Source organism: Micromonospora sp. WMMD712, assembly GCF_029581295.1.
Lineage (GTDB): Bacteria > Actinomycetota > Actinomycetes > Mycobacteriales > Micromonosporaceae > Micromonospora > Micromonospora carbonacea.
The window spans coordinates 6,813,216-6,838,770 of the sequence record NZ_CP120743.1; the positions used below are offsets into that span (position 1 = coordinate 6,813,216).

General features: G+C 74.7%; 22 protein-coding genes and 1 pseudogene. 9 read left to right on the plus strand and 14 right to left on the minus strand.

Annotated features, from left to right (window positions below):
- Positions 1-10 precede the first annotated feature (10 nt).
- Both O7633_RS29485 and O7633_RS29490 read left to right on the plus strand, forming a co-directional pair.
- On the plus strand, positions 11-1,003 hold the full coding sequence (locus O7633_RS29485; protein ID WP_278133249.1) for an ABC transporter ATP-binding protein: 993 nt from the start codon (positions 11-13) through the stop codon (positions 1,001-1,003).
- Positions 1,000-1,794, plus strand: coding sequence for an ABC transporter ATP-binding protein (locus O7633_RS29490; protein WP_282324716.1), 795 nt, complete (start codon positions 1,000-1,002; stop codon positions 1,792-1,794). Before O7633_RS29485 ends, O7633_RS29490 begins: the two co-directional genes overlap by 4 nt.
- 132 nt (positions 1,795-1,926) lie before the next feature.
- Here O7633_RS29490 and O7633_RS29495 read toward each other — a convergent pair whose 3' ends face one another.
- A complete protein-coding gene (locus O7633_RS29495; protein ID WP_278133253.1) occupies positions 1,927-2,379 on the minus strand; it encodes a GNAT family N-acetyltransferase in 453 nt (150 codons plus the stop codon).
- A gap of 74 nt (positions 2,380-2,453) precedes the next feature.
- Here O7633_RS29495 and O7633_RS29500 point away from each other — a divergent pair, with 74 nt between their 5' ends.
- Positions 2,454-2,927: a potassium channel family protein gene (locus tag O7633_RS29500; RefSeq protein ID WP_282324717.1), complete on the plus strand. Its 474-nt coding sequence runs from the start codon at positions 2,454-2,456 to the stop codon at positions 2,925-2,927.
- Between the two features lie 34 nt (positions 2,928-2,961).
- On the opposite strand, the gene O7633_RS29505 is transcribed toward O7633_RS29500, so the two are convergent.
- A complete protein-coding gene (locus O7633_RS29505) occupies positions 2,962-4,545 on the minus strand; it encodes an alpha/beta hydrolase (RefSeq protein ID WP_282324718.1) in 1,584 nt (527 codons plus the stop codon).
- Between the two features lie 48 nt (positions 4,546-4,593).
- Entirely contained in the window at positions 4,594-5,706 is a 1,113-nt protein-coding gene (locus O7633_RS29510; protein WP_282324719.1) for an ATP-dependent DNA ligase, read from the minus strand.
- A 135-nt stretch (positions 5,707-5,841) separates the two neighbouring features.
- Between O7633_RS29510 and O7633_RS29515 the strand changes: the two genes are divergently transcribed.
- Together O7633_RS29515 and O7633_RS29520 are read left to right on the plus strand one after the other, a co-directional pair.
- Entirely contained in the window at positions 5,842-6,054 is a 213-nt protein-coding gene (locus O7633_RS29515; RefSeq protein ID WP_074479416.1) for a hypothetical protein, read from the plus strand.
- Positions 6,055-6,110: 56 nt separating this feature from the next.
- Complete coding sequence (locus O7633_RS29520; RefSeq protein ID WP_282324721.1) at positions 6,111-6,626, plus strand: DUF1990 domain-containing protein; 516 nt, start codon at positions 6,111-6,113, stop codon at positions 6,624-6,626.
- A 57-nt stretch (positions 6,627-6,683) separates the two neighbouring features.
- Here the strand turns inward: O7633_RS29520 and O7633_RS29525 are convergent, their stop codons facing one another.
- The 9 genes from O7633_RS29525 to O7633_RS29565 form a co-directional block, all read right to left on the minus strand.
- Positions 6,684-7,601, minus strand: a complete 918-nt coding sequence (locus O7633_RS29525; RefSeq protein WP_282324722.1) for a DNA-3-methyladenine glycosylase 2 family protein — start codon at positions 7,599-7,601, stop codon at positions 6,684-6,686.
- 339 nt (positions 7,602-7,940) lie between these two features.
- Positions 7,941-8,600, minus strand: coding sequence for a hypothetical protein (locus tag O7633_RS29530; protein ID WP_282324723.1), 660 nt, complete (start codon positions 8,598-8,600; stop codon positions 7,941-7,943).
- A gap of 207 nt (positions 8,601-8,807) precedes the next feature.
- Positions 8,808-9,593, minus strand: a complete 786-nt coding sequence (locus tag O7633_RS29535; RefSeq protein WP_178063963.1) for a zf-HC2 domain-containing protein — start codon at positions 9,591-9,593, stop codon at positions 8,808-8,810.
- On the minus strand, positions 9,590-10,288 hold the full coding sequence (locus tag O7633_RS29540; RefSeq protein WP_043962562.1) for a sigma-70 family RNA polymerase sigma factor: 699 nt from the start codon (positions 10,286-10,288) through the stop codon (positions 9,590-9,592). Before O7633_RS29540 ends, O7633_RS29535 begins: the two co-directional genes overlap by 4 nt.
- 84 nt (positions 10,289-10,372) lie before the next feature.
- Complete coding sequence (locus O7633_RS29545; RefSeq protein WP_282324724.1) at positions 10,373-11,230, minus strand: fused MFS/spermidine synthase; 858 nt, start codon at positions 11,228-11,230, stop codon at positions 10,373-10,375.
- Positions 11,230-12,183 carry a hypothetical protein gene (locus O7633_RS29550; RefSeq protein ID WP_178067205.1) on the minus strand — a complete coding sequence of 318 codons (954 nt, stop codon included), beginning with the start codon at positions 12,181-12,183 and terminating at the stop codon, positions 11,230-11,232. Before O7633_RS29550 ends, O7633_RS29545 begins: the two co-directional genes overlap by 1 nt.
- Before the next feature lie 71 nt (positions 12,184-12,254).
- Positions 12,255-14,729 carry an SMC family ATPase gene (locus O7633_RS29555; RefSeq protein ID WP_282324725.1) on the minus strand — a complete coding sequence of 825 codons (2,475 nt, stop codon included), beginning with the start codon at positions 14,727-14,729 and terminating at the stop codon, positions 12,255-12,257.
- Complete coding sequence (locus O7633_RS29560; RefSeq protein WP_074479408.1) at positions 14,729-15,877, minus strand: exonuclease SbcCD subunit D; 1,149 nt, start codon at positions 15,875-15,877, stop codon at positions 14,729-14,731. Before O7633_RS29560 ends, O7633_RS29555 begins: the two co-directional genes overlap by 1 nt.
- A gap of 12 nt (positions 15,878-15,889) precedes the next feature.
- The gene (locus O7633_RS29565; RefSeq protein ID WP_074479420.1) at positions 15,890-17,644 is read right to left on the minus strand and encodes an ATP-binding protein; all 1,755 of its coding nucleotides are present in this window, start codon (positions 17,642-17,644) and stop codon (positions 15,890-15,892) included.
- A gap of 382 nt (positions 17,645-18,026) precedes the next feature.
- On the opposite strand from O7633_RS29565, the gene O7633_RS29570 reads away from it, so the two are divergent.
- Complete coding sequence (locus O7633_RS29570; protein ID WP_282324726.1) at positions 18,027-19,571, plus strand: M4 family metallopeptidase; 1,545 nt, start codon at positions 18,027-18,029, stop codon at positions 19,569-19,571.
- Between the two features lie 186 nt (positions 19,572-19,757).
- Here the strand turns inward: O7633_RS29570 and O7633_RS29575 are convergent.
- Positions 19,758-20,498 (minus strand): annotated as a pseudogene (locus tag O7633_RS29575) (pyrimidine reductase family protein); the annotation flags it as partial.
- A gap of 152 nt (positions 20,499-20,650) precedes the next feature.
- Between O7633_RS29575 and O7633_RS29580 the strand changes: the two are divergent.
- Positions 20,651-21,196, plus strand: a complete 546-nt coding sequence (locus O7633_RS29580) for a plasmid pRiA4b ORF-3 family protein (protein WP_074479406.1) — start codon at positions 20,651-20,653, stop codon at positions 21,194-21,196.
- A gap of 140 nt (positions 21,197-21,336) precedes the next feature.
- On the opposite strand, the gene O7633_RS29585 is transcribed toward O7633_RS29580, so the two are convergent.
- Positions 21,337-21,924 (minus strand): hypothetical protein, encoded by a 588-nt coding sequence (locus tag O7633_RS29585; protein WP_282324727.1) that lies wholly within the window; start codon positions 21,922-21,924, stop codon positions 21,337-21,339.
- Positions 21,925-23,033: 1,109 nt separating this feature from the next.
- Here O7633_RS29585 and O7633_RS29590 point away from each other — a divergent pair.
- Positions 23,034-24,347, plus strand: coding sequence for an extracellular solute-binding protein (locus O7633_RS29590; RefSeq protein WP_278133282.1), 1,314 nt, complete (start codon positions 23,034-23,036; stop codon positions 24,345-24,347).
- 215 nt (positions 24,348-24,562) lie between these two features.
- Entirely contained in the window at positions 24,563-25,549 is a 987-nt protein-coding gene (locus O7633_RS29595) for a sugar ABC transporter permease (RefSeq protein WP_278133284.1), read from the plus strand.
- The last annotated feature ends 6 nt before the right edge of the window (positions 25,550-25,555 follow it).

Consider the following 25,555-nt stretch of genomic DNA (forward strand, 5'->3'; position numbering starts at 1 on the left):
GGATGCTGAGATGACAGCCACCGTGACGACGTCCGCCGCCCCGGACCTGGCCACCCTGCAACGGCGGGCCGCGCAACGGGCGGCCGAGCGGGCCGGCGGGAACGACCGGCTGCGCGGGCACATCGTCTGCGACGGCCTGGTGCGGATCTTCAAGACCGACGGGGTCGAGGTGGTCGCGTTGCAGGGCCTCGACCTGGTCATCGACCGGGGGGAGCTGGTCGCCATCGTCGGCGCGTCCGGCTCGGGCAAGTCCACCCTGCTGAACATCCTCTCCGGGCTGGACACGCCGACGGCCGGCATCGCCCGGGTCGCCGAGTACGACCTGCTCGCGATGTCCGCCCGCCGCCGGTTGAGCTACCGCCGGCGGATGGCCGGGTTCGTCTGGCAGCAGACCGGTCGCAACCTGCTGCCGTACCTGACCGCCCTGGAGAACGTCGAGCTGCCGATGCGGCTGGCCGGTGGGCGCTCCCGGCGGGCCCGCCGGGAGCGGGCCCGCGAGCTGCTCGACCTGGTCGGCGTGGGCCACTGCGCCGACCGGCGGCCGGGCCAGCTCAGCGGCGGGGAGCAGCAGCGCTGCGCGGTCGCGGTGGCCGTGGCCAACGACCCGGAGGTGCTCTTCGCCGACGAGCCGACCGGCGAGCTGGACGAGGCCACCGGCGCGGAGGTCTTCGCCGCGCTGCGGCAGATCAACGCGGAGCTGGGGGTGACGGTCGTGGTGGTCACCCACGATCACGCCGTGGCCACCCAGGTCCGCCGGACCGTCGCCATCCGCGACGGCCGGACCGCCTCCGAGGTACGCCGGACCGCGCGCACCGGCGCGGACGGCAGCACCGAGCTGGTCAGCGAGGAGTACGCCGTGCTGGACCGCGCCGGCCGGATGCAACTGCCGGAGTCCTTCGTCGACGCCCTGGCCCTGCGCGACCGGGTCCGGCTCACCCTGGAACCCGACCACGTCGAGGTGCGGCCGGGCGACCGGGCCGACGCGGAACGGAGCGACGCATGAGCGAGCAGCAGCAGCCCGGTCCCTCCGCCGCCACGGCCGCCGGGCTGGCCGCCGCCCCGGGCACCGCCGTGGCCGCCGCCCCGAGTGCCGCCCCCGGGTCGACCTCGACGGTGGACGAGGTGGTGCGGGTGGACCGGGTGAGCCGCACCTTCGGCCGGGGCGAACGCGCGGTGCACGCCGTCCGGGACGTCTCCTTCACCGCCGGGCGGGGGGAGCTGGTCGCCGTCCGGGGCCGGTCGGGCGCGGGCAAGACCACCCTGCTGAACCTGGTCGGCGGCCTGGACCGGCCCGACTCCGGCCGGGTGCGGGTGGCCGGGCACGACCTCGGGGCGGCCGGCGAGCGGGAGCTGCTGCGGCTGCGCCGGGGGACCGTCGGGTTCGTCTTCCAGACCTTCGGGCTGATCCCGATCCTCTCCGCCGCCGAGAACGTCGGGGTGCCGCTGCGGCTGGCGAAGGTGCCCGCCGCCGAGCGGGAGGAACGGGTGGCGGTGCTGCTGGAGCTGGTGGGGCTGGGCGGGCACGCCGCGCAGCGGCCGTACGAGCTGTCCGGCGGGCAGCAGCAGCGGGTGGCACTGGCCCGGGCACTGGCCAACGAGCCGGACCTGCTGATCGCCGACGAGCCGACCGGGCAGCTCGACTCGGAGACGGGCCGGTCCATCATGGACCTGCTCCGCGCCGTGGTGCACGCGCGCGGCATGACCGCCCTGGTCGCCACCCACGACCCGGCCCTGATCGACCTGGCCGACCGCACCCTCACCCTCCGCGACGGCCACCTGGCCCCCGCCCCCTGACCCGCCTCCCGCGATCTTGCACTTGCGGCCCCTCGGGTGGGGCTTTCGCCTCATTTGTCGGGGCCCGAAGTGCAAGATCGCGGGGGAGAGGGGGTGGGGGAGAGAGGGGGAGGGGGTGGGGAGGGGGGACTGTCAGAGGGGGAGTTTCATGCCCTCGTGGGTGGGCTGGAAGCCCAGGGCCAGGTAGAAGCGGTGGGCGTCGGTGCGGGACTTGTCCGTGGTGAGCTGCACCAGCCCGCAGCCGCGCTGCCTCGCCTGGTCGATCGCCCAGCGGATCATCTCCCCGCCCAGCCCCTGCCCCCGGCGGTCGGAGCGCACCCGCACCGCCTCGACGAGGCACCGCTCGGCGCCGTGCCGGCCGAGGCCGGGGATGTAGGTGATCTGGAGGCAGCCCACGACCACCCCGCCGTCGTCGGCCACCACGAGATGGTTGCGCGGGTCGGCGGAGATGTCCGCGAAGGCCCGCTCGTACGCGTCGTCGACCTCGCCGACGTCGCGGGTCCGTCCCAGCACGTCGTCGGCGAGCAGGGCGAGGATGGCCGGCAGGTCGGCCCGGACCGCCTCCCGGAGGATCACTGTGGGCATGGCGTCAGCCTGACACAACGACAGCCGACGATGTCCCGGCCGCGGCTTGCCGGGACCGGGCAGCATGATGCGGCATGGACGTCCTGCTGCTGCCGTTCCGTTGGGTCTACCGGGGGCTCGTGTGGTTCGCCAACTCGCCCCGGACGCTGATCACGTCGTACCTGCTGATGATCGTGGTGGCCGGGGTGATCTACAGCCACGTCGAGCACAAGAGCGCCACCGACTCGGTCTGGTGGGCGGTGGTCACGGCCTCCACCGTCGGCTACGGCGACATCTCCCCGACCACGGGGGCGGGCCGGGCCCTGGCGGCGCTGCTCATCTCGACCATGGTGCTGCTGGTCATCCCGCTGATCACCGCGCACTTCGCCAGCCAGTTGATCGTGGACGACGACGCCTTCGAGCACGACGAGCAGGAGGAACTGAAGGCCGACGTGCGGCGGATGCGGGCCCTGCTGGAGGAACTGGCGGCGCGGCAGGGGATCACCCTGCCGCCCGAGCCGCCGCCCCCGCCGCCGGGTGTCCGCCGCGCCCGCAGAACCCGCCGGTGACCCTCCACCACGGCGCGGGCCGGGCGGCGCGCCGTCACCGGGCCGGGCAGCGCAGCCCCTCCCGGGGCACCGTCAACGAGATCAGGTACGCGTCCACCGCGTCGGTCACGCAGCTCGTCTGCGGGTACGCCGTGTGCCCCTCGCCCTCCCAGGTCAGCACCCGGCCCACGCCCAGCATCGAGGCCAGCGTCGCCGTCTGCTCGTAGGGCGTCGCCGGGTCGCCGGTGGTGCCCACCACCACGATCGGCGGCGCGCCGGCCGCCTTGCCCGTCGGGTAAGGGTCCCGCGCGCCGGGCCACTCGGCGCAGCCGAGCATGCCGACGGCGAGCGCCGGGCCGAACAGCGGATAGGTCTGCCGCCACTGCGCCTGGAGCTCGCGGATGCGCTGCACGCTCGGCTTCTCGGCCGCGTCGGTGCAGTTGACGGCGAGGTTGGCGTCGAACAGGTTGGAGTATTTCCCGTCGGCGTCGCGGCCGGCGTACGCGTCGGCCAGCCGGAACACCTCGCCCGGGTCGCCGTCGTCCAGCCGCTCGATGGCGTGGGCCAGCTCCTGCCAGCCCGACTCGGTGTAGAGCGAGGAGATGACCGCGTAGAAGACCCAGCCGGAGGTGGCCTCCCGGCCGTCGGCCGTCCGCACGGGGGAGACCTTCGCCTTGTCGATCGCCGAGGTCACCGCCGCCCGCGCGTCCGGGGCGAGCGGGCAACGCCCGGCGTTGGCCGCGCACCACCGGGTGAAGTTGTCGAACGCCCGCTCGAAGCCCTTCGCCTGGCCCTCCGAGCCGGCCACCAGGTCCTGCGTGGGGTCGACCGCGCCGTCGAGCACCAGGGCCCGCACCCGCTGCGGGTAGAGCTGCGCGTACGTCGCGCCGAGCAGGGTGCCGTAGGAGTAGCCGAGGTAGGTCAGCTTCTCGTCGCCGACGGCCGCGCGCACGGCGTCCATGTCGCGGGCGGCCTGCTCGGTGCCGAAGAGCGGGAGCTGGTCGCCGTACTTGTCGCCGCAGCCGCGCCCGATCCGCTCGTTGAGCGCCACGAAGCCGTCGAACGACGCCGTGGACTCCGGGTCGGGGTCGTAGCCGAAGCTGGCGTCGAGGTCGGCGTCGGAGATGCACTTCACGGGGCTGGACCGGGCCACCCCCCGCGGGTCGAAGCCGACGATGTCGAAGCGTTCGGTGACCGACGGGGGCAGGCCGCCGAACGCCGGGCCGAAGGAGAGGTAGACGGCGGTGTCCACGCCGGAGCCGCCCGGACCGCCCGGGTTGATCACCAGCGAGCCGATCCGGTCGCGCTGCTTCGTCGAGCGGGCCCGCAGCAGGGCGATCTCGAAGGTCTCCCCGACGCCCGGCCCGGCCGTCGCGCCGCCGCCGGTGCCCCAGTTGCGCGGCACGGCGATGCGGGCGCAGTCGTAGCGCATGTCGGGCGCGCGCCGGCCGACGAGGTCGTCGGCGACCTCCGGGCAGGCCCGCCAGGTCGGGGCTGTGCCCGGCGGGGCTGCCTCGCCCGCGCCCTCGGTGCGCGGGGCGAACGCGGGCAGCGTGCAGCCGGCGGCGACCAGGGCCGCGGCGACGAGCCCGGCGAGGGTCAGCCGGGCCCGGCGGATCCGGTCGGGTGTACGGGTCACCGGCGCGCCTCTCGTGCTCGTGTCGACCGGTCGTGTCGACGCCTCAGGCTACGCCCGGCCCGGCGTGGGCTCGGCCGTCGCCGCCGGATCGCCGCGCAGGACCTGGTCGACGTCGTAGCGGATCGGGCGGTCGAGCTGGTCGTAGCCGCAGGACCGGGGGTCCCGGTCGGGCCGCCAGCGGACGAACCGGGCGGTGTGCCGCAGCCGGTCGCCCTCCATCGCGTCGTAGCCCACCTCGGCCACCAGCTCGGGGCGCAGCGGCTCCCACTCCAGGTTCTTCGTGCCCGTCCACCGGCTCACCCCGCCGGGGATGCGCTGGCCGCGCTCGTGGTCGCCGTGCGCCCACGGGTGGTCGGGGCCGACCTCCCGGTAGGGGGCCAGCTCGTCCAGCAGCTCCCTGCGGCGGGCGGTGGTGAACGAGGAGCTGACCCCGATGTGGTGCAGCACGCCGTCGTCGTCGTAGAGGCCGAGCAGCAGCGAGCCGACCACCGGGCCGGTCTTGTGCCAGCGGAAGCCGGCGACGACCACGTCGGCGGTGCGGGCGTGCTTGACCTTGGCCATCAGCCGCTTGCCCGGCTCGTAGGGCAGGTCGGCCGGCTTGGCGATCAGCCCGTCGAGCCCGGCGCCCTCGAACACGTCGAACCAGCGGCGGGCCGTCTCGGGATCGGTGGTGACCTGGGTGACGTGCACCGGCGGGCGCACCCCGGAAAGCGCCTGCTCCAGCCGGGCCCGGCGCTGCGGGTAGGGCTGGGCGGTGAGCAGCTCGTCGTCGATGGCGAGCAGGTCGAAGGCGACGAAGTCGGCCGGGGTCGTCTCGGCCAGCAGCTTCACCCGCGACGCGGCGGGGTGGATGCGCTGGGCGAGCAGCTCGAAGTCGAGCCGGGGCTGCCCGTCCGGGCCGTCCCGGCGGATCACGATCAGCTCGCCGTCGACGGCGCAGCGCGCGGGGAGCTGCCGCAGCGCCTGCTCGACCACCTCGGGGAAGTAGCGCGTCAGCGTCTTGCCGCCCCGGCTGGCCAGCTCCACCTCGTCGCCGTCGCGGAAGACGATGCAGCGGAAACCGTCCCACTTCGGCTCGTAGGTCGTGCCGGGGTCGGTGGGCAGCCGGGAGACGGCCTTGGCCAGCATCGGTTCGACCGGTGGGTTGATCGGCAGGTCCACGGCGACAGTCAACCAGACACCACCGACAGTCGTGAGCCGGATCACCGGCGGTGATGGGCGGGCGTGTCCCCGCGCGTCCCGTCCCCGCCCGCGCGACCGGATGGCGTTCGCCCAGCTCAGAGCTACCTTCGCCGGGTGCGGGAGTGGGTCTGCGGGTGCTGCGGGCGCTGGCGGGTCAGCGTCGAGCTGATCCACGGGCGCTACCGGTACCGCCTGGTGCGCCGCTACCCGGCCCGCTTCGGCGGCGGCAAGGACGTGCTCGGCGAGGTGGGCACGGTCGCCGAGCTGGCGGAGCTGCTGCGCCGCCGCACCCCGCTCACCCTGGCCGACCTCCACGAGGCCGCCTGACCGCCGCCCCGCCCCGCGGCCGTACCCTGGCGGGTGTCCCACCCGAGGAGGCCGCCGTGCCCGAGCTGACCTACCCGCACCCCGGCGCGACCCGCGCCGGTGAGCTGCCGGCCGGGTGGCGGCACGTCCGGCACCGGGTGCCGCTGCCCGCCGGGTCCTTCGAGGCGGCCGGCGCGGCGGTGCTGGGCTGGCGGCTGCACCGGGCCGCCGGCGTCCGGATCGACGCCACCGCGCCCCGCGCCGCACCCGGGGTCACCGTCGTCTCCCGGCTGGGCGTCGGCCCGCTGCGGCTGGCCGCGCCGTGCCAGGTGGTCTGGGCGGCCGACGACGACCGCCGGGCCGGCTTCGGGTACGGCACGCTGCCCGGCCACCCGGCGCGGGGCGAGGAGGCGTTCGTGGTGGAGCGCGACGACTCCGGCGCCGTCTGGTTCGAGGTGCGCGCGTTCAGCCGGCCGGACCGCTGGTTCATGCGTGCCGCCGGGCCCGCCGGCCGGGCCTTCCAACGGGGGTACGCCTGGTGGCTGGGCCGCACCCTGCGCCGTCTCTGCGCCCGCCCGATCCCGCCCGCCTGACCGCCCCGAGCCGCCGCGACCGCCTGACCGGCCCGCCACCCTTGGCTGGCAATCGGCTCAGTAGCGGGCGAACGAGCGGATCGGCATCCTCGGCCCGTACCTCGGCGCCTGCACGCCCCCGGCGGCGAGCAGCACGCACACCCGCCCCCGGTGCCCCCGGAACGGCTCCAGCAGCGCCAGCATCCGGGCGTCGTCGCCGCGCGGCTCGCCGGCCAGGGCCCAGGCCACCGTGTTCGGCACGTGGTAGTCGCCGAAGCTGACCGCGTCCGGGTCGCCGTACGCGATCCGCACCACCTCGGCGGCCGTCCACGCCCCGATGCCGGGCACGGCGGTCAGCCGGCGGGTCGCCTCGGCGGCGTCGGCGCAGCGCTCCAGCCGCGCGGCCTCGGCGGCGGCCCGGCGCAGCGTGTCGGCGCGTTTCTGCTCCACCCCGAACGGGTGGAACACCCAGTACGGCGCGGCGGCCACCGCCGCCGGGTCGGGCGGCAGCAGCAGCGGCTGCATCGGCCCGGGGGCCGGCTCGCCGAAGTGGCGCACGGTCGCCGCGTACGCCCGGTAGGCCTCCGTGCCGGTGACCTTCTGCTCCAGGACCGCCCGCAGCACCCGGGCGAAGACCTGGCCGGTGGCCGGCATCCGCAGCCCGGCGTGGCGCGCGGCGAGCCGGGCCACCACCGGGTGCGCGGCGGCCCGCTCGGCGAACCCGGTGAGGTCGTCGCGGAGCCCGGCGACGGCGTCGGCCCGCTCGACGACCCAGTCGGCCCCCGGGCCGTACCCCTCGGCGAGCAGCTCCCCGACGCCGGCCGGGCGCAGCGCGAGGGTGGCGGGGCCGGCGGGGGTGCGGGCCGCCCACCAGAAGGCGTCGGCGGCGATGCGGGCGCACGGGTCGTACGTGCTGAAGGTGAGCGGCCGGACCGACGCGGCCAGCCGGTAGCCGGCGGGCGGGCGCAGCGCCCGGCGGGCGGAGGGTTCGCGCACGCCGTCACTCTGCCACGGCCCTGCGCCGGCCGGGTGCGGGGGAGCGCGGCGGACAAAGAGCGGCACCGCCGACGTGGGGAACGTCGGCGGTGCCTCCTTGCCGGAGCGGAGCGGCCGGAGTCGGCCGCGGGGTGCGGGTGGGGGACCTCGGCGGGCGCGGTTGCTGGCGTCAGCGCGCCCGCCGCCCTCCTCCGCTCCGGGAGGTCCGGCGATCGCGGCGCCGGCCGTCCCTGTCGGGGGCCGGCGCCGCGGCCGGGACACGGCGTTGCCGGTACGCCGGTCCGGTTCACGGCGGTGGTCGGTCGTGCCCTCCCCGGCCGCGACCGACCACCGGGTCCGTCAGTACGAGTAGCTGGAGTCCGCCGCGCCCGCGTCGCTGGACGACGGCGGGGCGACTGCCTTCGGGGTGCCGGTCGGCAGGCACTCGAGGTTCTTCTTGCCGTCGGGCTGGGCGACGAACCAGGTGCCGCCGACGCCCTGGCCCTTCCACTGGCCCGGCTTCTTGTCGCCGATGTAGCGGTACAGCGGCCAGCCGCCCAGCGTGATCTGCCGGGTGCCGTCCTGCCGGGTGATGGTGCCGACCTTGTCGTCGGAGACGCCGGTGAGCTGCGGGCTGCCGTCGGTCAGCGCGGGCGGCCACACCTCGGCGCACTTGTCCACGCAGTTCGACGCGGGCGGGTCGTCGGAGTCCTTGTCGAACCGGTAGAGGACCCAGCCCTCCTCGTCGGTGACCACCTTGCCCATCCGGGCCACCGTCTTGCCGACGAGCTTGTCGGTCAGCTCGACGTCGGCCGGCGGCGCGGCGTCCGGGGCGGCGGTGGTGGCCGCCGCGTCGGGGGAGGCCGAGGCCTCCGGTTCCACTGCCGCGGTGGGCTCGGCCGCGGCCACTGCGACCGGCTCGGCCGCGCCCGAGTTCGCCCCGTTGTAGCCTGCGGGAGCGCAGGCCGTAAGTGCGACCATGGCGCTTGCGACGATGACGGTCCGCTTCAGCTGTGCCACGTGCCCTCCTCATTCTTAGCAGTTCGCCGGTTAGTACGGAGCGGCCCGCTGTCAAGGATGAACGAATAACAGTGGTCAATTTCACTTATCTCGGTTGAACCATTTCCGGCCGCCGCGCGTACCGCCGGACAACCCCTCGACAGCCTGCGGAAACGCCGAAAAGGCGCCGGCCGCGACAGCGACCGACGCCGATTTCGGAACCGCGTGTTACATCGGCACCTGCACGAGCGGGCTGGCCACCCCGTTGGTGTCCACCGACTGCACCAGCACCTTGGCGATGTCGTCCTTCGGCACGGACGTGGCCCCGCTCAGCTCCAGCGGCAGCGGATTGGTGGTGGTGCCGTAGCCGCCCCCGGGCACCGACCAGGTCGACAGGACCTCTGTCGTGTCGTTCTTGCGCACCACCATCAGCCGGCAGGTGCGCGGCCCCGGCAGCCGCTTGAGCTGGAAGTCGATCCGGGTGCCGAAGTCCTTCGAGATCAGCCACATGTTGAGCTGCACGCCGGTGGACGCGTCGACGGCCGTGAACGGCTCGCCCTCCTGCTCGTTGCCGCCGGTGCCCGGGTCGTTCGGGTCGGTGCTCTTCCCCGGGCTCGGCGTGCCGTCGAGCGTCGTGGGCGCCGTCGGCTGCGCGCCGATCCGCGGCGGGGCGTCGCCGCCGGCGACGCTGGCGATGCCGACCCCGGTGAGCCCGCCGAACACCGCCACGGCGGCGGCGCTGGCCAGCAGCTGCCGGAACCGGGTCCGCCGCCGGTGCGTCCGCATCGCGACAAGCGTCCGGTCGAGCAGGGCCGGGTCGGTGGCGGTCTGCTCCAGGGCCGTCATCGTCTCGCCGTCGATGTCGGAGAGCAGCCCCACCACGGGAACCATCGTCTCCAGCTCCGCGGCGCACGCCCAGCACGTGGCGAGGTGCTCCTCGAACCGCTCGGTGTCGTGCTCGTCCAGCACGCCCAGCGCGTACGCGGCGACGTCCATGTGATCTGCCCGGCTCATTCCGTCACCCCCCTCTCCTGCAGGGCCGTGCGCAGCGCGCGCAGGGCGTAGTAGACCCGTGACTTGGCGGTGCCGAGCGGCAGGCCCAGCTCCTCGGCCGCCTCCGGCACCGTCCGGCCCCGGAAGTACGTCGCCACCAGGATCTCCCGGTGCGACTGACTCAGCGTACGCAGCGCGTCGGCCACCGTCATGGTGCGCAGCACCCGGTCGGTGCTGTCCGACTCGGCGAAGGCCGTCAGGTCCCGGTCGTACGTCTCCGCCGGGCGGGCCTGTTCGCTGCGGTGCTCGTCGATGGCGATCCGCCGGGCCACCGTCACCAGCCAGGGCCGCAGCGAGCCCTGCCCCTGCGCGCCGAGGCGGTGGGCGTTGCGCCAGGCCCGCAGCAGCGTCTCCTGCACGATGTCCTCGGCGCGCTGCCGGTCCCCGCCGGTGAGCCGCATCACGAACGCCAGCAGCGGCCCGGCGTGCTCCGCGTAGAGCAGCCGGATCAACTGGTCCGAGTGGCTGGTCTCAGTGGACACCGCCTGGTGCCGCCCGGGTGCCGATCGCGGAGACACCGGGCCATTCTGGCCATCGGCCGGGCGTACGTCGACCCCTCGGGTCGACCTCGACGCGCGGGACTGCGGCTGGGCGCGGGCGGACATCCAGTCCACCCTCACCGCGTCGCCGTGCCAGCCGGCCGCCACCGCATGCATGCAGACCTCCGGGTGTCCGATGACATCAGCCCGACCCCCACCGGGCATGGCCGCCCGGTGATACGCACGGGACGGGCCAGCGGATCAACGGCGCACCGAAAAAATTCCCGGCGGGGGCGGAGTGGAGTCGGTGGCGTCGGCGTCGCGCACCACGGCGGCCCCGCCGGCGAACCGGTCCAGCTCGTCGCCGGCCAGCACCCGGCCCGGGAACCAGTCCCCGGCCGCCCGCCGGGTCAGCTCCGGCACCGGCGGCTCCACCCGGCCGGCGACCAGCACCAGGTTGCCGTAGCGCCGGCCGCGCAGCACCGCCGCGTCGCCGACCAGGCAGGCCCGGGGCAGCACCGCGCGGACCGTGGCGACCTGCGCGCGGGCGTGCCGCAGCGGTGGCCCGTCGGCGACGTTCGCCAGGTAGAAGCCGCCGGGGGCCAGCACCCGGGCCACCTCGGCCAGGTATTCCACGCTGGTCAGGTGCGCCGGGGTGCGGGCGCCCGCGAAGACGTCGGCGACCACCACGTCGTAGCCGGCGTCGCGGGTGGACTCCAGGGCGGCCCGCGCGTCGGCGACCCGCACCCGCAGCCGGGGGTCGGCCGGCCAGGGCAGCTCCCGGCGGACCAGGTCCACCAGGGCGGCGTCCACCTCGCACACCCGCTGGGTGGAGCCGGGGCGGGTGGCCCGCACGTAGCGGGGCAGGGTCAGGGCACCGCCGCCGAGGTGCAGCACCCGCAGCGGCGCGCCCGCCGGTGCGACCAGGTCGAGGGCGGCGGCGAGCCGCCGGACGTACTCGAATTCCAGGTGGGTGGGGTCGGCGAGGTCCACGTGCGACTGCGGCGCGCCGTCGAGCAGCAGGGTGAACGAGCGCGGCCGGTCGGGGTCCGGGACCAGCTCGGCCTCGCCGGTGTCGACCCGCGCGGTCACCCGGTCGGCGCCCCGGCGGCGGCCCATCAGACGCGGGGGCCGCGGCCCCGGGCCGCGGCGGTCAGCGCCCGGTGCAGCAGGCGGGCGTCGCCGAGCAGCGCCCGCAGGCGGCGCTCCAGGCCGGCGATCGGGACGAGGTTCTGCGGGGCGCGCGGGTCCTTGTACGGGGTGGACGCGAACCGGGGCAGCGTGACCAGCGACAGGTCGGCCAGCGCGAACGCCTCGGCCTCGGCCAGCTCGGCCGAGCACTCCACCCGCACGATGCCGGCCCAGGGCGCGCCGCCGGAGACGGGCAGCCGCAGATACCAGGAGTAGCCGCCCCAGGCGGTGACGAGCCGGAACACCGGGGACCGCTGGCCGGGGCGCAGCCCGGTCACCACGGCCGTCAGCCGGGCGTCGAGATATTGGCTGTGCTGGGTCTTGACGTAACCCAGGGTGCGGGGCAGCTGCCGGCGGCTGCGCAGCGGGCCGTCGACGACCAGCAGGTCCCCGTCGACCCGGGCCGCACCGGAGACCTCCACCTCCAGCGCGGTCAGCGGCCCCTGCACGGCCGCCTGGAGCTTGTTGAGCTCGCCGGTGCCGCCGACCCGGTGCACCGGGTAGCGCACCGTGCCGGCGCGCACCTCCCGCGCCGACGGGCTGGCCGTGAACAGCCCCCGCCGCACCTGGGCGCCGGCCAGCCGGGCCGCGCCGCGCTCCAGGTCGCAGCGGACCACCCCGGCGGCGTAGGAGGCGGCCACGCCCGGGAACGACGCCCCGTCGGCCTCCGCCGTCCACACGCTCGCGTCGATCCGGCGCACGCCGTCGACCAGCAGCACCACGTCCGGGGCCCGGACGCCGGCCCGGACGTCGATGGCCCGCCAGTCCACCGCCGGCAGCTCCACCTCGGCGTCGACCTGCTGGCGGCTCGGCGTCGCCGGCCCGCCCGGCACCGCCTCGAAGGACGCGCCGTAGCCCGGGTCCCAGGCGTCGACGAACAGCTCCGGGGCCTCGCCCACCGGGCCGCCGCCGCCCGGCCCCCAGCCGGCCGGACCGCCCCCGCCCGGGCCCGTCACAGGCCGGTCCGTTCCACCCGGGCGGTGCGGGCGTCCTTGCGGACCTCGAACCGGACCGGGATGCGCTCGGCCAGCGCCGGCACGTGGGTGACCACGCCGACCATCCGGTCGCCCCGCGCGGCCAGGCTCTCCAGGGTGGCCGCCACCGTGTCCAGGGTCGCCGCGTCGAGGGTGCCGAACCCCTCGTCCAGCACGATCGACTCCAGGCTCGCCGCCGTGGTGGACAACCCGGCGAGCTGTTCCGACAGCGCCAGCGCCAACGCCAGCGACGCCTGGAACGTCTCCCCGCCGCTGAGCGTGCGCACCCCGCGCCGCAGCCCGGCGTCGTGGTGGTCGACGACGAAGAACTCGCCCTTGTCGTGGACCAGGTCGTACTGCCCGCCCGACAGCTCGCGCAGGATCCCCGACGCGCCGTCGACCAGCAGGTCCAGCGCCTCGGCCAGCAGCCAGCGCTCGAAGTTGTTGGCCCGCAGGTGCCCGGCCAGCGCCCGCGCCACCCGGGCCTGCCGCTCGTGCCCGGCCCGCTGCTCCGCCAGCTCGGCGGCCTGCTCCCGGCGCTCCACCAGCCGCCGGTGGGCGGCCTCGGCGCGCTCCACGGCGACGGTCGCCGCCCGGACCGGGTCGTCGTCGACGGCGAGCCCGGCGGCGGCGAAGATCTCCGCGATGCGCTCCTGCACCGCCGTCACGGCGGCCTCCGCGTCGGCGACCGCCCCGGCCAGCCCCGCCCGGTCCGCGCGCCGCCGCGCCGCCTCCCCGCCCGCCCACGCGGTCAGCGCCGCCCAGGCCGCGGCGACGTCGTCCCGGTCGGCGGCCGGCGGGCCGAACCGGGCCAGCCCGTCGCGGGTCGCGTCGAAGTCCCGCCACGCGCCGCGCAGCCGCTCCTCGGCCGCGTCGAGGGCCCCCCGGGCCCGCCGGGCGGCGTCGCGCCCCGCCCGCACCGCGCCCGCCGCGTCGTCGAGGGCCCTGCGCAGCCGGGCGTGCTCGGCCAGGTCGTGCCGCAGCGCCGCCGGGGTGGCGGCACCGGCGAGCTGGTCGTCCAGCTCGGCCAGCCGGCCCCGCAACTGGTCGTGCTCGGCGCGGGCCCGCAGCAGCACCCGCTCCACGTCGCGGGCCGCCGCGTCGCGCTCCTGCACCACCCGCTGGGCCGCCTGCACGGCCGCCCGCGCCGCCTTTCCGGCGGCGGTGGCCCGCGCCACCGCCGAACCCGCCGGCACCGCCGGCACCCGGGCCACCACCTGCTCGCAGACGGGGCAGGCCGCCCCGTCGACCAGGTGCGCCCGCAGCGCCACCGCCTGATCGGTGGCCTTGGCCTCCTCGTGCGCGCGGAACGCCGCCTCCAGCTCCGCCTCGGCCCGCTGCGCCGCCGCCCGCCCCGCCTCCAGCGCGGCGACCGCCGCGTCGTGCTCGGCCTGCGCGGCCGTCACCGCCGTGGCCACCGACCCGGCCTGCCCGGCGAGCCGGTCCCGGTCGGCGTGCGCCTTCAGCAGCAGCCGCAGCGCGCTCTCGTCGCCCGCGCCGGCCAGCTCGCCGCGCAGTTTCTCCTCGCGCTCCTCGGCCAGCGCCACCGCGCCCGCGGCCTCGCCGACGCCGGCCCGCGCGTCGGCCACCGCCCGCGCCACCTCGGCCACCCCGCCGGGCGCGCGCACCGCGTCGAGCACGGCCAGCTCGGCGTCGAGGGCGGCCAGGGCCGCGTGGGCGTCCCGCGCCGCCGCCCGGGCCAGGTCCCGCTCCGGTACGGCCGCCGCGACCGCCCCGGCCAGCCCGTGCGCCCGCCCGACCTGCTCCTGCGCTCCGGCCAGCGCCGCGTCGTCGACGTCGGCGAGCCCGCCGAGGATCCGGTCGACCGCCTCCAGCTTGGCCTCGGCCTGCCCGGCCCGCTCGGTGGCCCGCCGCTGCACCTCCTCGTAGACGCCCAGGCCGAGCAGGTTCACCAGGATCTGCTGCCGGGTCGCCGGCCTGGCGTGCAGGAAGTCGGCGAACTGCCCCTGCGGCAGCACCACACAGCTGGTGAACTGCTCGTACGGTAGCCCCACCGCCTCCAGCACCGCCCGGTCCATCTCGGCCGGGGTGCCGGCGACCACCTCGCCCAGGTCCTCCGGGCTGAGCCCGGTGTCCAGTTTGGTCACGTCGAACCCGGCCGGCATGAGCTGCAACCCGGCGTTGGCGGTCTTCACGTTGCCCCGGCCGTCGCGGCGCACCACCCGGGTCGCCACGTAGCGGTCCCCGGCGGACTCGAAGACCAGCCGCACCCGCGCCTCGGTGGCGGACGGGGCGAGCGCGTTGCCCAGCCCCCGCGTCCCGCCCCAGCGGGGCACCGTGCCGTAGAGGGCGAAGCAGATGGCGTCGAGCACCGTGGACTTGCCGGAGCCGGTCGGGCCGACGAGGGCGAAGAAGTCGGCGTCGGTGAAGTCGACGGTGGTCTCGTCGCGGAAGACGGTGAAGCCCGCCATGTCCAGCCGCATCGGGCGCATCAGCGGTCCACCTCCTCGAACAGCTCGTCGAACAGCTCCCGGACGTCGGCGTCGGCGTGCCCCCGGCTGTCGAGGTAGTCGGCGAACAGCTCCCGGGGCGAACGGCCGGCCCGCTGGGCGGTGCGGGCGCCGCTGCCGGGGGCCGGCACCAGCTCCGGGTCGATCCGGATCTCCAGGGCCCGGGGCAGCAGCTCCTGCACCTCCTCGCGCAGCCCGGCCCGGGGCTGCTCGCGGACGAACACCCGCAGCCAGCCCTCCGGCGGGGCGATCTCGGCGAGCTGGGCCAGGGTGCCCCGCACCGTGCGCAGCGGCACCGCCGCCGGCACCGGCACCTCCCGGATGCGCGCCGCGCTGGTCGCGGTCACCTCGACGACCGTCACCGACGGGACGTTCTCCTGCTCGCCGAAGTCGACGGCGAGCGGGCTGCCGCTGTAGCGGATCGGGCAGGGCCCCGGCACCCGCTGCGACCGGTGCAGGTGCCCCAGCGCCACGTAGTGCGCGGTGCCCGGGAACACCGTCGCCGGCACCGCGTAGCCCAGGACGGTGTGCGCGTCGCGCTCGCCGCCGCCGGTGGCCGCCCCGACCACGGTGAGGTGCGCGGTGACCAGGTGCACCCGGTCGGGCTCGGCGAAGCCCTCGGTGAGCCGGCCGAGCACCCGGCCGAGGTGGTCGGCGTACGTCTGGGTGGCCTCGGCGGCGGTCAGCTCGTACATCTCCACGGCCCGCACCGCGTAGCGCTGGGACAGGAACGGCAGCGCGGCCACCCGCCAGCGCTCGCCGCCGGCCGTCGTGCCGTCGATCACGTGCTCGTCGGGACTGTCCCGCACCCCGCCGCGCAGGGTGATGCCGGCGGCCTCGGCCCACGGCCGCAGCGCGTCGAGGGCCTGGCCGTTGTCGTGGTTGCCGCCGATGGCCACCACGTCGGCGCCGGTGCGGCGCAGCGCGGTCAGCGCCCGGGTGACCAGCCGGGTCGCCTCCGGGGTGGGCGCGGCCGTGTCGTAGAGGTCACCGGCGACGATCACCAGGTCGGGGCGCTCGGCGCGGGCGACCTCGATCACCCCGGCGAGGACCTGCTTGTGCTCCTCGGCCCGGGACTGCCCCTTGAGCACCTTGCCGACGTGCCAGTCCGAGGTGTGCAGGATCTTCATGACCGGTGCCCCCTAGAACGGGATGTCGTCGTCGCTCGTGCCGCCGCCGGAGCCGACCACCGCGAACGGGTCGGCGGCCCCGGTGATCGACCGTAGTGTCTCCGAGGGCGCCCGGCCGGCCTCGGAGACCCGGGTGGCCCACGCCGGGAAGGGGAACTCCAGGCAGAGCGGGACCGGGATGTCGGGCTGGTTGACGAACATCGTGCCCGGCTTGGCCAGCAGCGCCCGCTGCCGCTGGGCCGGCGGGAGGAAGCCGTACTCCGGGCGGGACGCCTCGGCCGGGTCGAGCCGGCCGACCACCCGGATCGCCGAGTTGGTGACGATGCGCCGCTCCACCTCGCTCGCGGTCTGCTGCGCGCCGACCAGGATCACCCCGAGCGAGCGGCCCCGCTCGGCGATGTCGAGCAGCACCTCCTTGATGGGGGAGGAGCCCTCCCGGGGCGCGTACTTGTTGAGCTCGTCGAGGACGACGAAGAGCAGCGGCTTGGCCGTGCCCGCCTTCTCCTTGCGCTCGAACTCGCTCTTGAGGGTCACGCCGACCACGAAGCGCTGCGCCCGGTCGGGCAGGTTGTGCAGGTCGACCACGGTCACCTGGGCCGACTCGCTGGTGTTGATGCTGTGCGGGCGGCGGGTGGCCAGGTCGCCCCGGATCAGCCGCCCCAGGTCCTTCTTGCTGCCGATGAGCCGCCGGGCGAACGCGTTGACCGTGCCCAGCCCGACGGCGCTGCCGGCCCAGTCGCCCCGGGTCTCGTCGTCGTTGAGCTGCTCGACGATGTGGTCGACCAGGTCGGTGTAGGAACCCAGGCGCACCCCGTCGACGCTCACCCCGCCGTCGGCGGGCTGCGCGTAGCGGGCCAGGTGGGCGGCGACCGAGTGGACGACCATCGTGTACTGCTGGCGCTCGTCGTCGGCGTCGGCGAAGACGTAGGGCAGGAGGCGGTCGGCGCAGAACTCGCTCAGCGTCCAGTAGAAGCTGTCCACCCCGGTCAGCCGGCTGCTCACGTCGGGGGTGCCGGAGGAGTCGCCGACCCGGGGCGGGGCGTAGACCCGCACGTCGGGGAACGCCCCGGCGCTGAGCCCGAGCCTGGCGTAGCCGGCGCGGGTGGCGTCGTCGAGTCGGGTGTTGGGGTGGTCGAGGAACAGCAGGTCCTCGCCCTTGACGTTGAAGATCAGCGCCTTGGCGTTGACCGCGTCGCCGCCGAGCACCCCGGAGCGGAAGACCGAGTAGAGCAGGAACGTGGCGAAGCTGGTCTTGGTGGCGACCCCGGAGATGCCGGAGATGGAGACGTGCGCGCCCCGGGTGCCGTCGAGGAAGTCGGCGTTGAGGTAGACCGGCACCCCGTCGCGGCCCATGCCCATCGGGATGCGCCGCTCCATCCGGTCGAAGTGCAGCGCGCGGGCCCGCGCGTCGCCCTCGGCGCGGTGCACCACCGCGCCGGGCGTCGGCGGGACGTAGACCTCCGGGTCGACCCGGGTGGTGGTGATCTCGGCGGCCTCCTGCACCATCGCCGGCAGGGTGCCGTCGGCGATGGCGAACACGTCCGAGTCGAACTGGGCGCCCTCGTGCCGCGCCCGCACCTGGGTCACCACCCCGGCGATGGTGACCGGCTCGCGGTCGGGCATCTCGCGGCGGGTCACCACCACGTCGTCGAGCTGGAGGTAGCTGCCCGGGGCCACGGCCGTCCAGAACGTCAGCGGGGTGGCGTCGGCGGTGCCGAGCACCCGGCCGACCCCCTCGCCGGGGCCGGCGGACCCGTCGTCGGTGATCGGCAGGCTGTCGGTCATCGGCCCGCTCCCGTCAGCTGGTCGTCTCGGTCACGGCACACGAGGAGCATCCTGCCGCAGGGATGTGACAGCTTGCCACGCGACGCGGCGGACGCCACCTCTCGTCCGGTACGCGATCACTCGTCGCATTCCTCCGAACGCGCACGGTGTCGCAAAATTTCTTGCCGCAGAGGTGACACGAACCGGTTGCTCGGCGCAACAATGACACCGGCACCCATCGAGGATCTTCGTTACGTCGATGTTTCGGGGGTGCCCCTGCGGCCCGCCACCTGCGGGTCGTGGGCCGGCCCGGCGGCCACCACCGCCGGGTCACCGCCGGTCGGCACCCCCTTCCGACCGGCTGTCGAGTGAAGGCAGGAGCCTCATGCGTCGTACCACTGTCCTGGCGGGCCTGGCCTCGGCCGCGCTGCTGGCCACCGCCGTGCCCGGCGCGGCCGTCGCCGCCCCGGCCGCCGCCCCCTCCGCCGACGCGTTCACCCGCGCCGTCACCCAGCTGAAGTCCCACGCCGCCGACGCCCTCGCCGGCGACGGGCAGAGCTTCACGCTGAAGAACGTCGCGACCGACGCCGACGGGACCGAGCACGTCCGGCTGCACCGCTACCTCGACGGGCTGCCCGTGCTCGGCGGCGACCTGGTCGTGCACCTCGGCAAGGGCGGCGCCTGGCGCGGCGCCAGCCAGACCCTGACGGCCGCCCCGCGCCGCGCCGACCGCGCCGCCCGGCCCGCCGTCGGCGAGGCCGCCGCCGGCCGCGCCGCCCTCGCCGCCTCCACCGCCACCGCCCGCCGCGTCGACGGCACCCAGCTCGTCTACGACGCCGACGGCGCGCGCACCGCCCTCGCCTACGAGGTGGTCGTCGGCGGCGTGTACGCCGACGGCACCCCCAGCGAGCTGCACGTGCTCGTCGACGCCGCCACCGGCGGGGTCCGCAGCTCCTGGGAGGGCGTGCAGCGCGAGGGCACCGGCAACACCCTGCACTCCGGCACCGTGCCGCTGGGCACCACCGCCTCCGGCAGCACCTACCAGCTCACCGACGGCGCCCGCGGCGGCCACAAGACGTACGACCTGAACGGCTCCACCAGCGGCACCGGCACCCTCGTCGCCAGCGCCACCAACGTCTTCGGCAACGGCACCACCTCCAACCGGCAGACCGCCGCCGCCGACGCCCACTACGGCGCGGCCGTCACCTGGGACTACTACAAGAACACGTTCGGCCGCAACGGCATCCGCAACGACGGCGTGGCCGCCTACAGCCGGGTGCACTACAGCACCAACTACGCCAACGCGTTCTGGAGCGACTCCTGCTTCTGCATGACCTACGGCGACGGCGGCTCCGGCTTCGCCCCGCTGACCTCCCTGGACGTCGCCGGCCACGAGATGACCCACGGCGTCACCAGCAACACCGCCGGCCTGGTCTACAGCGGTGAGTCCGGCGGCCTCAACGAGGCCACCAGCGACATCTTCGGCACCCTCGTGGAGTTCTCCGCCGCCAACGCCAGCGACCCCGGCGACTACCTCATCGGCGAGAAGCTGCGCAGCACGCCGCTGCGCTACATGGACAAGCCCTCGAAGGACGGCTCCTCGGCCGACTGCTGGTCGGCCACCCTGCGCTTCAAGGACGTGCACTACTCCTCCGGCGTGGCCAACCACTTCTTCTACCTGCTCGCCGTCGGCAGCGGCGCGTCCGCGTACGGCAACAGCCCCACCTGTGACGGCAGCACCATCACCGGCATCGGCAACGCCAAGGCCGGCGCGATCTGGTACCGCGCGCTGACCACCTACATGACCTCGCGGACCAACTACTCGGGAGCCCGCACCGCCACCCTGTCGGCCGCCGCCGACCTGTACGGCGCCAGCAGCGTCGAGTACCGGACCGTCGCCGCCGCCTGGACGGCGGTCAAGGTCGCCTGACCCGACCGGAGCACGGCGGGGGCGGCGACGTCCCCGCCGTGCCGGCACCGCCCCGGCCCCGCGCCCCCGCCCCGCCTACGGAGCGGCGGCCGGGGCCGTGTCGGTGTCGGCGGTGGTGTCGGTGTCGGCGTTGGCCTCGCTGTCGCTGTCGCTGTCGCCGTCGCCGTCGCCGTCGGCTTCGGCTGCGCGGGCGTAGCGGAGCATCAGCACGCCGTCGGCGGCGGCCAGCACGTGCCGCAGCGGCAGCTCCCGGTGCCCGCCGGCGGGCCCGGCGGAGATCCGTCCCGGCCCCGCCCCGGCGAGCAGCGGCGCGACCGTGAGGCAGACCTCGTCGACCAGGTCGGCGGCGGTGAGCGCGCCGAACAGGTGCGGGCCGCCCTCGCAGAGCACCTGCCCGAGCCCGCGCCGACGCAGCGCGGCGAGCCCGGCGGCGAGATCCACCCTGTCGTCCCCGCAGCGCACCAGGTCGGCCACCCCGGCCAGGCCCGGCGGGGCCTCGGCGGCGGCGCGGGTGAGCACCACCGGGCGCACCGGCGCGTCGGTGAAGGCGGCCTGCGCCGGGTCCAGGTCCAGCGAGCCGGAGACCACCACCAGGGTCGGATACTCGGCCAGCCCGTGCGCACGCCGCCAGGCCCGGCGCGCCGCGTCGAGCCGCACCGCGCCGTACCCCTCGTGCCGCAGCGTCCCGGCCGCCACCAGCAGCCCGTCGCAGAGCATCCGCAGCAGGCCGAAGACCCGCTTGTCCGGTGCGCCGGACAGCCCCGCCGAGTAACCGTCGAGCGAGACCGCGCCGTCGACGCTGGTCACGAAGTTGACCCGCAGGTGGGGACGGTCCGCCCGGCCGTACAGCGCGGCCAGCTCCGCGTCGTCCAGGCCGCCCGCCGACGGGGCCGGCCAGAGGCGGGAAATCGCGGCTCCGGCGCTCATTCGCCGGCCGGACCCGTGACCGGAGGGGTGGGTTCGGGGGTACGGTGCTGGCAGTCGCACCACTTCCGGCCCGGGCATTCGTCGTGCCGCCGTTCCCGGCAGGCTCGGCAGATCATGCCGGCAGCCTATGTCGTGAAGGAAGGGGCCAGCACATGCCACGTCAGATATTCCAGCTGAAGGTGTCCCTCGTCGGAGTCCACCCCCTCGTCTGGCGGCGGGTGCTGGTCCCCGCCGGATACACGCTGGACCGGCTGCACCGGGTCGTGCAGCACGCGATGGGCTGGCGCGACTGCCACCTGCACTCCTTCGAGATCGACGGCACGCAGTACGCCGAGCCCGACCCGGACGGGGAGCTGGCCGTGCGCGACGAGCTGGACGTCCGGCTGGACGCGGTCGTCGGCAAGGGCAGCCGCCTCCACTACACCTACGACTTCGGCGACTGGTGGGAGCACGACATCGTCGTCGAGGACGCCGTCACCGCCGACCCGGACGAGCGGTACCCGACCTGCCTGGCCGGCGAGCGGGCCTGCCCACCGGAGGACGTCGGCGGCCCCGCCGGGCACCAGGTGCTGCTGGCGGCGCTCGCCGACCCCGCCCACCCCGAGCACGAGCGGCTGCGCGACTGGGCCGGCGAGTCGTACGACCCGGACGCCTTCGACCCGGCCCGCGCCGCCACCCTCCTCCGCCACCTCTGCTGAGGTGCAAGGAAGGGCCCCTTGTTAACGCTTTCTGTATAGGAGGGGCCCCTTCTTAACGTTCCTCGGCTGTCTGGGGGTGGGGACGCCGCCGGCCGGGCCCCCGAACACCAGGGGCCCGGCCGGCGGCGTTCGTGCTGGTGTCAGCTGTTCCAGTGTTGGGTGACGAGGTCGGCGGCCTGCTGTTCCCACTGCGCGTAGGCGTCGGGGTAGGCCGACACCTGCACGGTCTGGGCGGCGTCGGTCAGGGCCATGTTCTGCCAGCCGTCGACCTGTCGCAGGCCCTTGAGGAACGCCGTCGTCGCGTACTCGGGGTCGGTGATCTGCTCGGGCGAGCCCCAGCCGCTGGAGGGACGCTGCTGGAACAGGCCGAGGGAGTCGTGGTCGTTGCGGTCACCCAGGTGACCCAGGTTCTCCAGCTTCGACTCCTGCAGGGCGGTGCCGATGGAGATGACCGCGGCGCGCTCGTCCAGGCCGGTCTTCTTCGTGGCGGCGATGATGGCCTTGACGTTGGCGGTCTGCTCCGGGTCGAGGTCGATGCGCGACTGCGCGCCCTGCACGCCGTGGGGGATGAGCTTCCCGGCGTCCACGCCGCTGGACTGGGTGGCGGCGACGGGCCGCGCGTCACCGGTGTCGGTGGTGGTGTGGTGGAGGGGGCCGGCGGCGAGGCCACCGGCGAAGGCGAGTCCGGCGATGCCGAGGACGCTCTTACGCAGGATGGTCGTGTTCATCAGGGGTGACTCCAATCCGGGGGTCGGCACACCCTCACACCCCGAACGGGGGCGGTACGGGGGTGTGCGAGCACCACGTCGAGGCGCCCGAACAACGAACAAAAGGGGGAAAGACGAGGGAGGACCAGGCCAGCTGCCGTGTGGTGCCGGCCCGGGTCCAGGTGTAACGACCGGCGACCCGCCCCCATTCCCGGCGACCGGCCACCACCCCTGGGGGGCGAGGGCTGCTGGGCCGGGGGTCTGGCGGGTGCTGCTTCGGTCGTGCGTCAGGTGTAACGCCCCCGACCCCGCCGAGATTCCGGCCCACGGGTTGCCGCCGGCCACCCCACCCCGTCCCCACGCCCGGACCGGGTGCCGGCCTCGACGCCCACGCCCCGCACCCACGCCCCGCCCACCGAGTCGGACAATCCGCCCATCCCGGCGGAGGCGTGACGGGATGTCGGGCAAGTGGGGGCATCAACGGGCCGGGATACCCCCATCCGCCCGACATGAAGTCGATCAACCCAGTCCCGCCGCCGGGCCGGGCTGAGCTGCCCCGCCAGAGTCGGACAATCCGCCCATCCGGGTGGAGGGGTGAACGGGATGTCGGGCAGGTGGGGGCATCCCGGCCCATTGATACCCCCACCTGCCCGACATGAAGTCGATCAAGCCGGCCGGGTCCGCCTCGGCCTGGCCCGACCCGGAGCGCCTGCCTCGTCTCGTCGCCGGGCCCGCATCGAACACCACCCCGCTGGGCAGGGCAATCCGCCCGTTCCGGGGGGGGGTGACGGGGTGTCGGGCAGGTGGCGGCGTCAACGGCGCCGGATGCCGTCATCTCCCCGGCGTGACGTTCCGGGGAGGTGGCGGTGCGCTAGGCGGGTCGCGCCGCCTCGGACGCGCCGTAGCGATAGTTCCGACACACGGCGGTAACGATCTGGGAACGCTCCCAACGGCTTATTGACACCTTGGGGACTCTCCTCCAGTCTCATGGGAGCGCTCCCGGGGCTGTGTTGCGGATCTCTCCGTAACGGCGCCGGGCATCGACCGTGGGCTCCGGCCGTCGGCCGCGAGCGCCTGCACAGCACCCCCCACCACATGACACAGCCTCACCACCGAAAGAGGGGTCTCGGATGAGCGTCCCAATCCGTCGCCGGCGGCTCGCGGCCATCGCGCTCGCGTCCGTCGCGATGATCGCCACCACTTCCGCCTGCGGCAGCGACGACGAGGGCTCGGGCAGCAGCAACGACCCGATCAAGCTCGTCGTCGACGTCTTCGGCGACCAGGGCTTCGGCTACGACGAGCTCTACAAGCAGTACGAGGCGGAGCACCCGAACGTCAAGATCGAGCAGCGCGGCAAGGGCCTCGGCCTCGGCGACTACAACACCCGCCTCACCCAGCAGATCACCGCTGGCGCCGGCGCCGGCGACGTGGTGGCCCTCGAAGAGGGCACGATCGTCCAGTTCTACGCCCAGGCCGGCAAGTTCGTGAACCTGGCCGACCACGGCGCGAACGACCTCAAGTCCAACTACCTGCCGTGGAAGTGGGAGCAGGGCACCACCCCGGACGGCACCGTCCTCGGCCTCGGCACCGACGTCGGCTCGATGGCGCTGTGCTACCGCAGCGACCTGTTCAAGGCCGCCGGCCTGCCGACCGACCGCGAAGAGGTCGGCGCCCTCTGGCCGACCTGGGACCAGTTCATCGCCACCGGCCAGAAGTTCGTCGCCGCCGACAAGAAGCACAAGTTCGTCGACTCGGCGACCAACTTCTACAACGTCGTGCTGATGCAGACCGCGGGCAACGGCTCCGGCTACACCTACTACGACAAGAGCAACAAGCTGGTCATCGGCGAGAACCCGGACGTGAAGACCGCGTACGACCTCTCCACCAAGATGATCGCCGCGGGCCTGTCGAACAACCTCCAGTCGTTCTCGAACGAGTGGAACGCCGGCTTCAAGAACGGCACCTTCGCCACCATCGCCTGCCCCGCCTGGATGACCGGTGTCATCAAGGGCCAGGCCGGTGACTCCGCCGCCGGCAAGTGGGACGTCGCGAAGGCGCCCGGCAACGGTGGCAACTGGGGCGGTTCCTTCCTGGCCGTGCCGAAGTCCAGCAAGCACGCCAAGGAGGCCGCCGAGCTGGTGAAGTTCCTGACCAGCGCCAAGGGCCAGATCGAGGCGTTCAAGAAGGTCGGCAACCTGCCGTCGTCGCCGCAGGCCCTGGCCGACCCGGCCGTCGCCGACTCGACCAACGAGTACTTCACCAACGCCCCGGTCGGCAAGATCTTCGCCGCCGGTGCGAGCGAGCTGAAGCCGGTCTACCTCGGCCCGAAGAACCAGGCCGTCCGTACCGCCGTGGAGAACACCCTGCGCGCCGTCGAGCAGGGCAAGCCCGCCGCCGAGCAGTGGGAAGCAGCGCTGAAGAACGGTCAGGCCGCCGGTAAGTGACCGGCCGGACCGACCACGGGTGGCGTCGACAGGCGACTGTCGGCGCCACCCGCGGTGCCCGGTAAGCCCGGTGCGCCCGCGTGGCCGGGCCGGCAACCCTCCGGCGCCGCCCGCGCGGAAGGCCGGCAACTCCCCGGCCGCCCGCGCGGAGGGCCGGTAACCCCCCGGCGCCGCCCGCGCGGACGGGTCGCGCCGACCGACGAGAAGGACCGTCGATGAGCCTGGACCTCCACACCGCAGCGCCCCCCGGTGGGGGCGGTGAACCCGACCGCCCCGCCCGTGCCGCGCACCGCCGCCCGGCCTCTTTCACCAAGCTGGACCTGAAGTTCTCCCCGTACCTGTACGTCCTGCCGTTCTTCGTGATCTTCGCGGTCTTCAGCGCGTACCCGATCGTCTACACGGTCTGGATCGCGCTCACCGACCGGTCGCCGCTGAACGCCACCATCAGCTTCGTCGGCCTGGACAACTTCGTCGAGCTGCTGACCAACGACCCGCAGTTCTGGAACGCGGTCGTCAACACGTTCGGCATCTTCCTGCTCTCCACCGTGCCGCAGCTGATGCTGGCGCTGGTGCTGGCCAACGCGCTGAACCGGAAGCTGCGGGCGCAGACCTTCTTCCGGATGGCCATCGCGATGCCGATCATCACCTCCACCGCCGTGGTGGCGCTGATCTTCTCGATGATCTACGCCAAGGAGTTCGGCCTCGCCAACTGGCTGCTCGACCTGGTCGGCATGGAGCCGATCGACTGGCGGGCGAACCGCTTCGCCTCCTGGTTCGCCATCTCCACCATGGTCGACTGGCGCTGGGTGGGCTACAACGCCCTGATCTACCTGGCCGCCATGCAGTCGATCAGCAAGGACATGTACGAGGCGGCGGCGCTGGACGGCGCGTCGCGGCGTCGGCAGTTCTGGTCGATCACCATCCCGCAGCTCCGCCCGACGATCATCTTCACGCTGATCGTCTCGACCATCGGCGGGCTCCAGCTCTTCACCGAGCCGCTGATGTTCACCAGCGGCGCGGGGGCGCTCTCCGGCGGCTCGGAGGGGCAGTTCCAGACCATCACCATGTACCTGCTCGACGTGATGAACACGCGGTTCCGCTGGGGGTACGCCGGTGCGGTCGCCCTCGTGCTGTTCCTGCTCATCGCGCTGGTGTCGCTGGTGAACTACCTGCTCGCCCGCCGCATCAGTTCCGACAAGTGAGGGTTG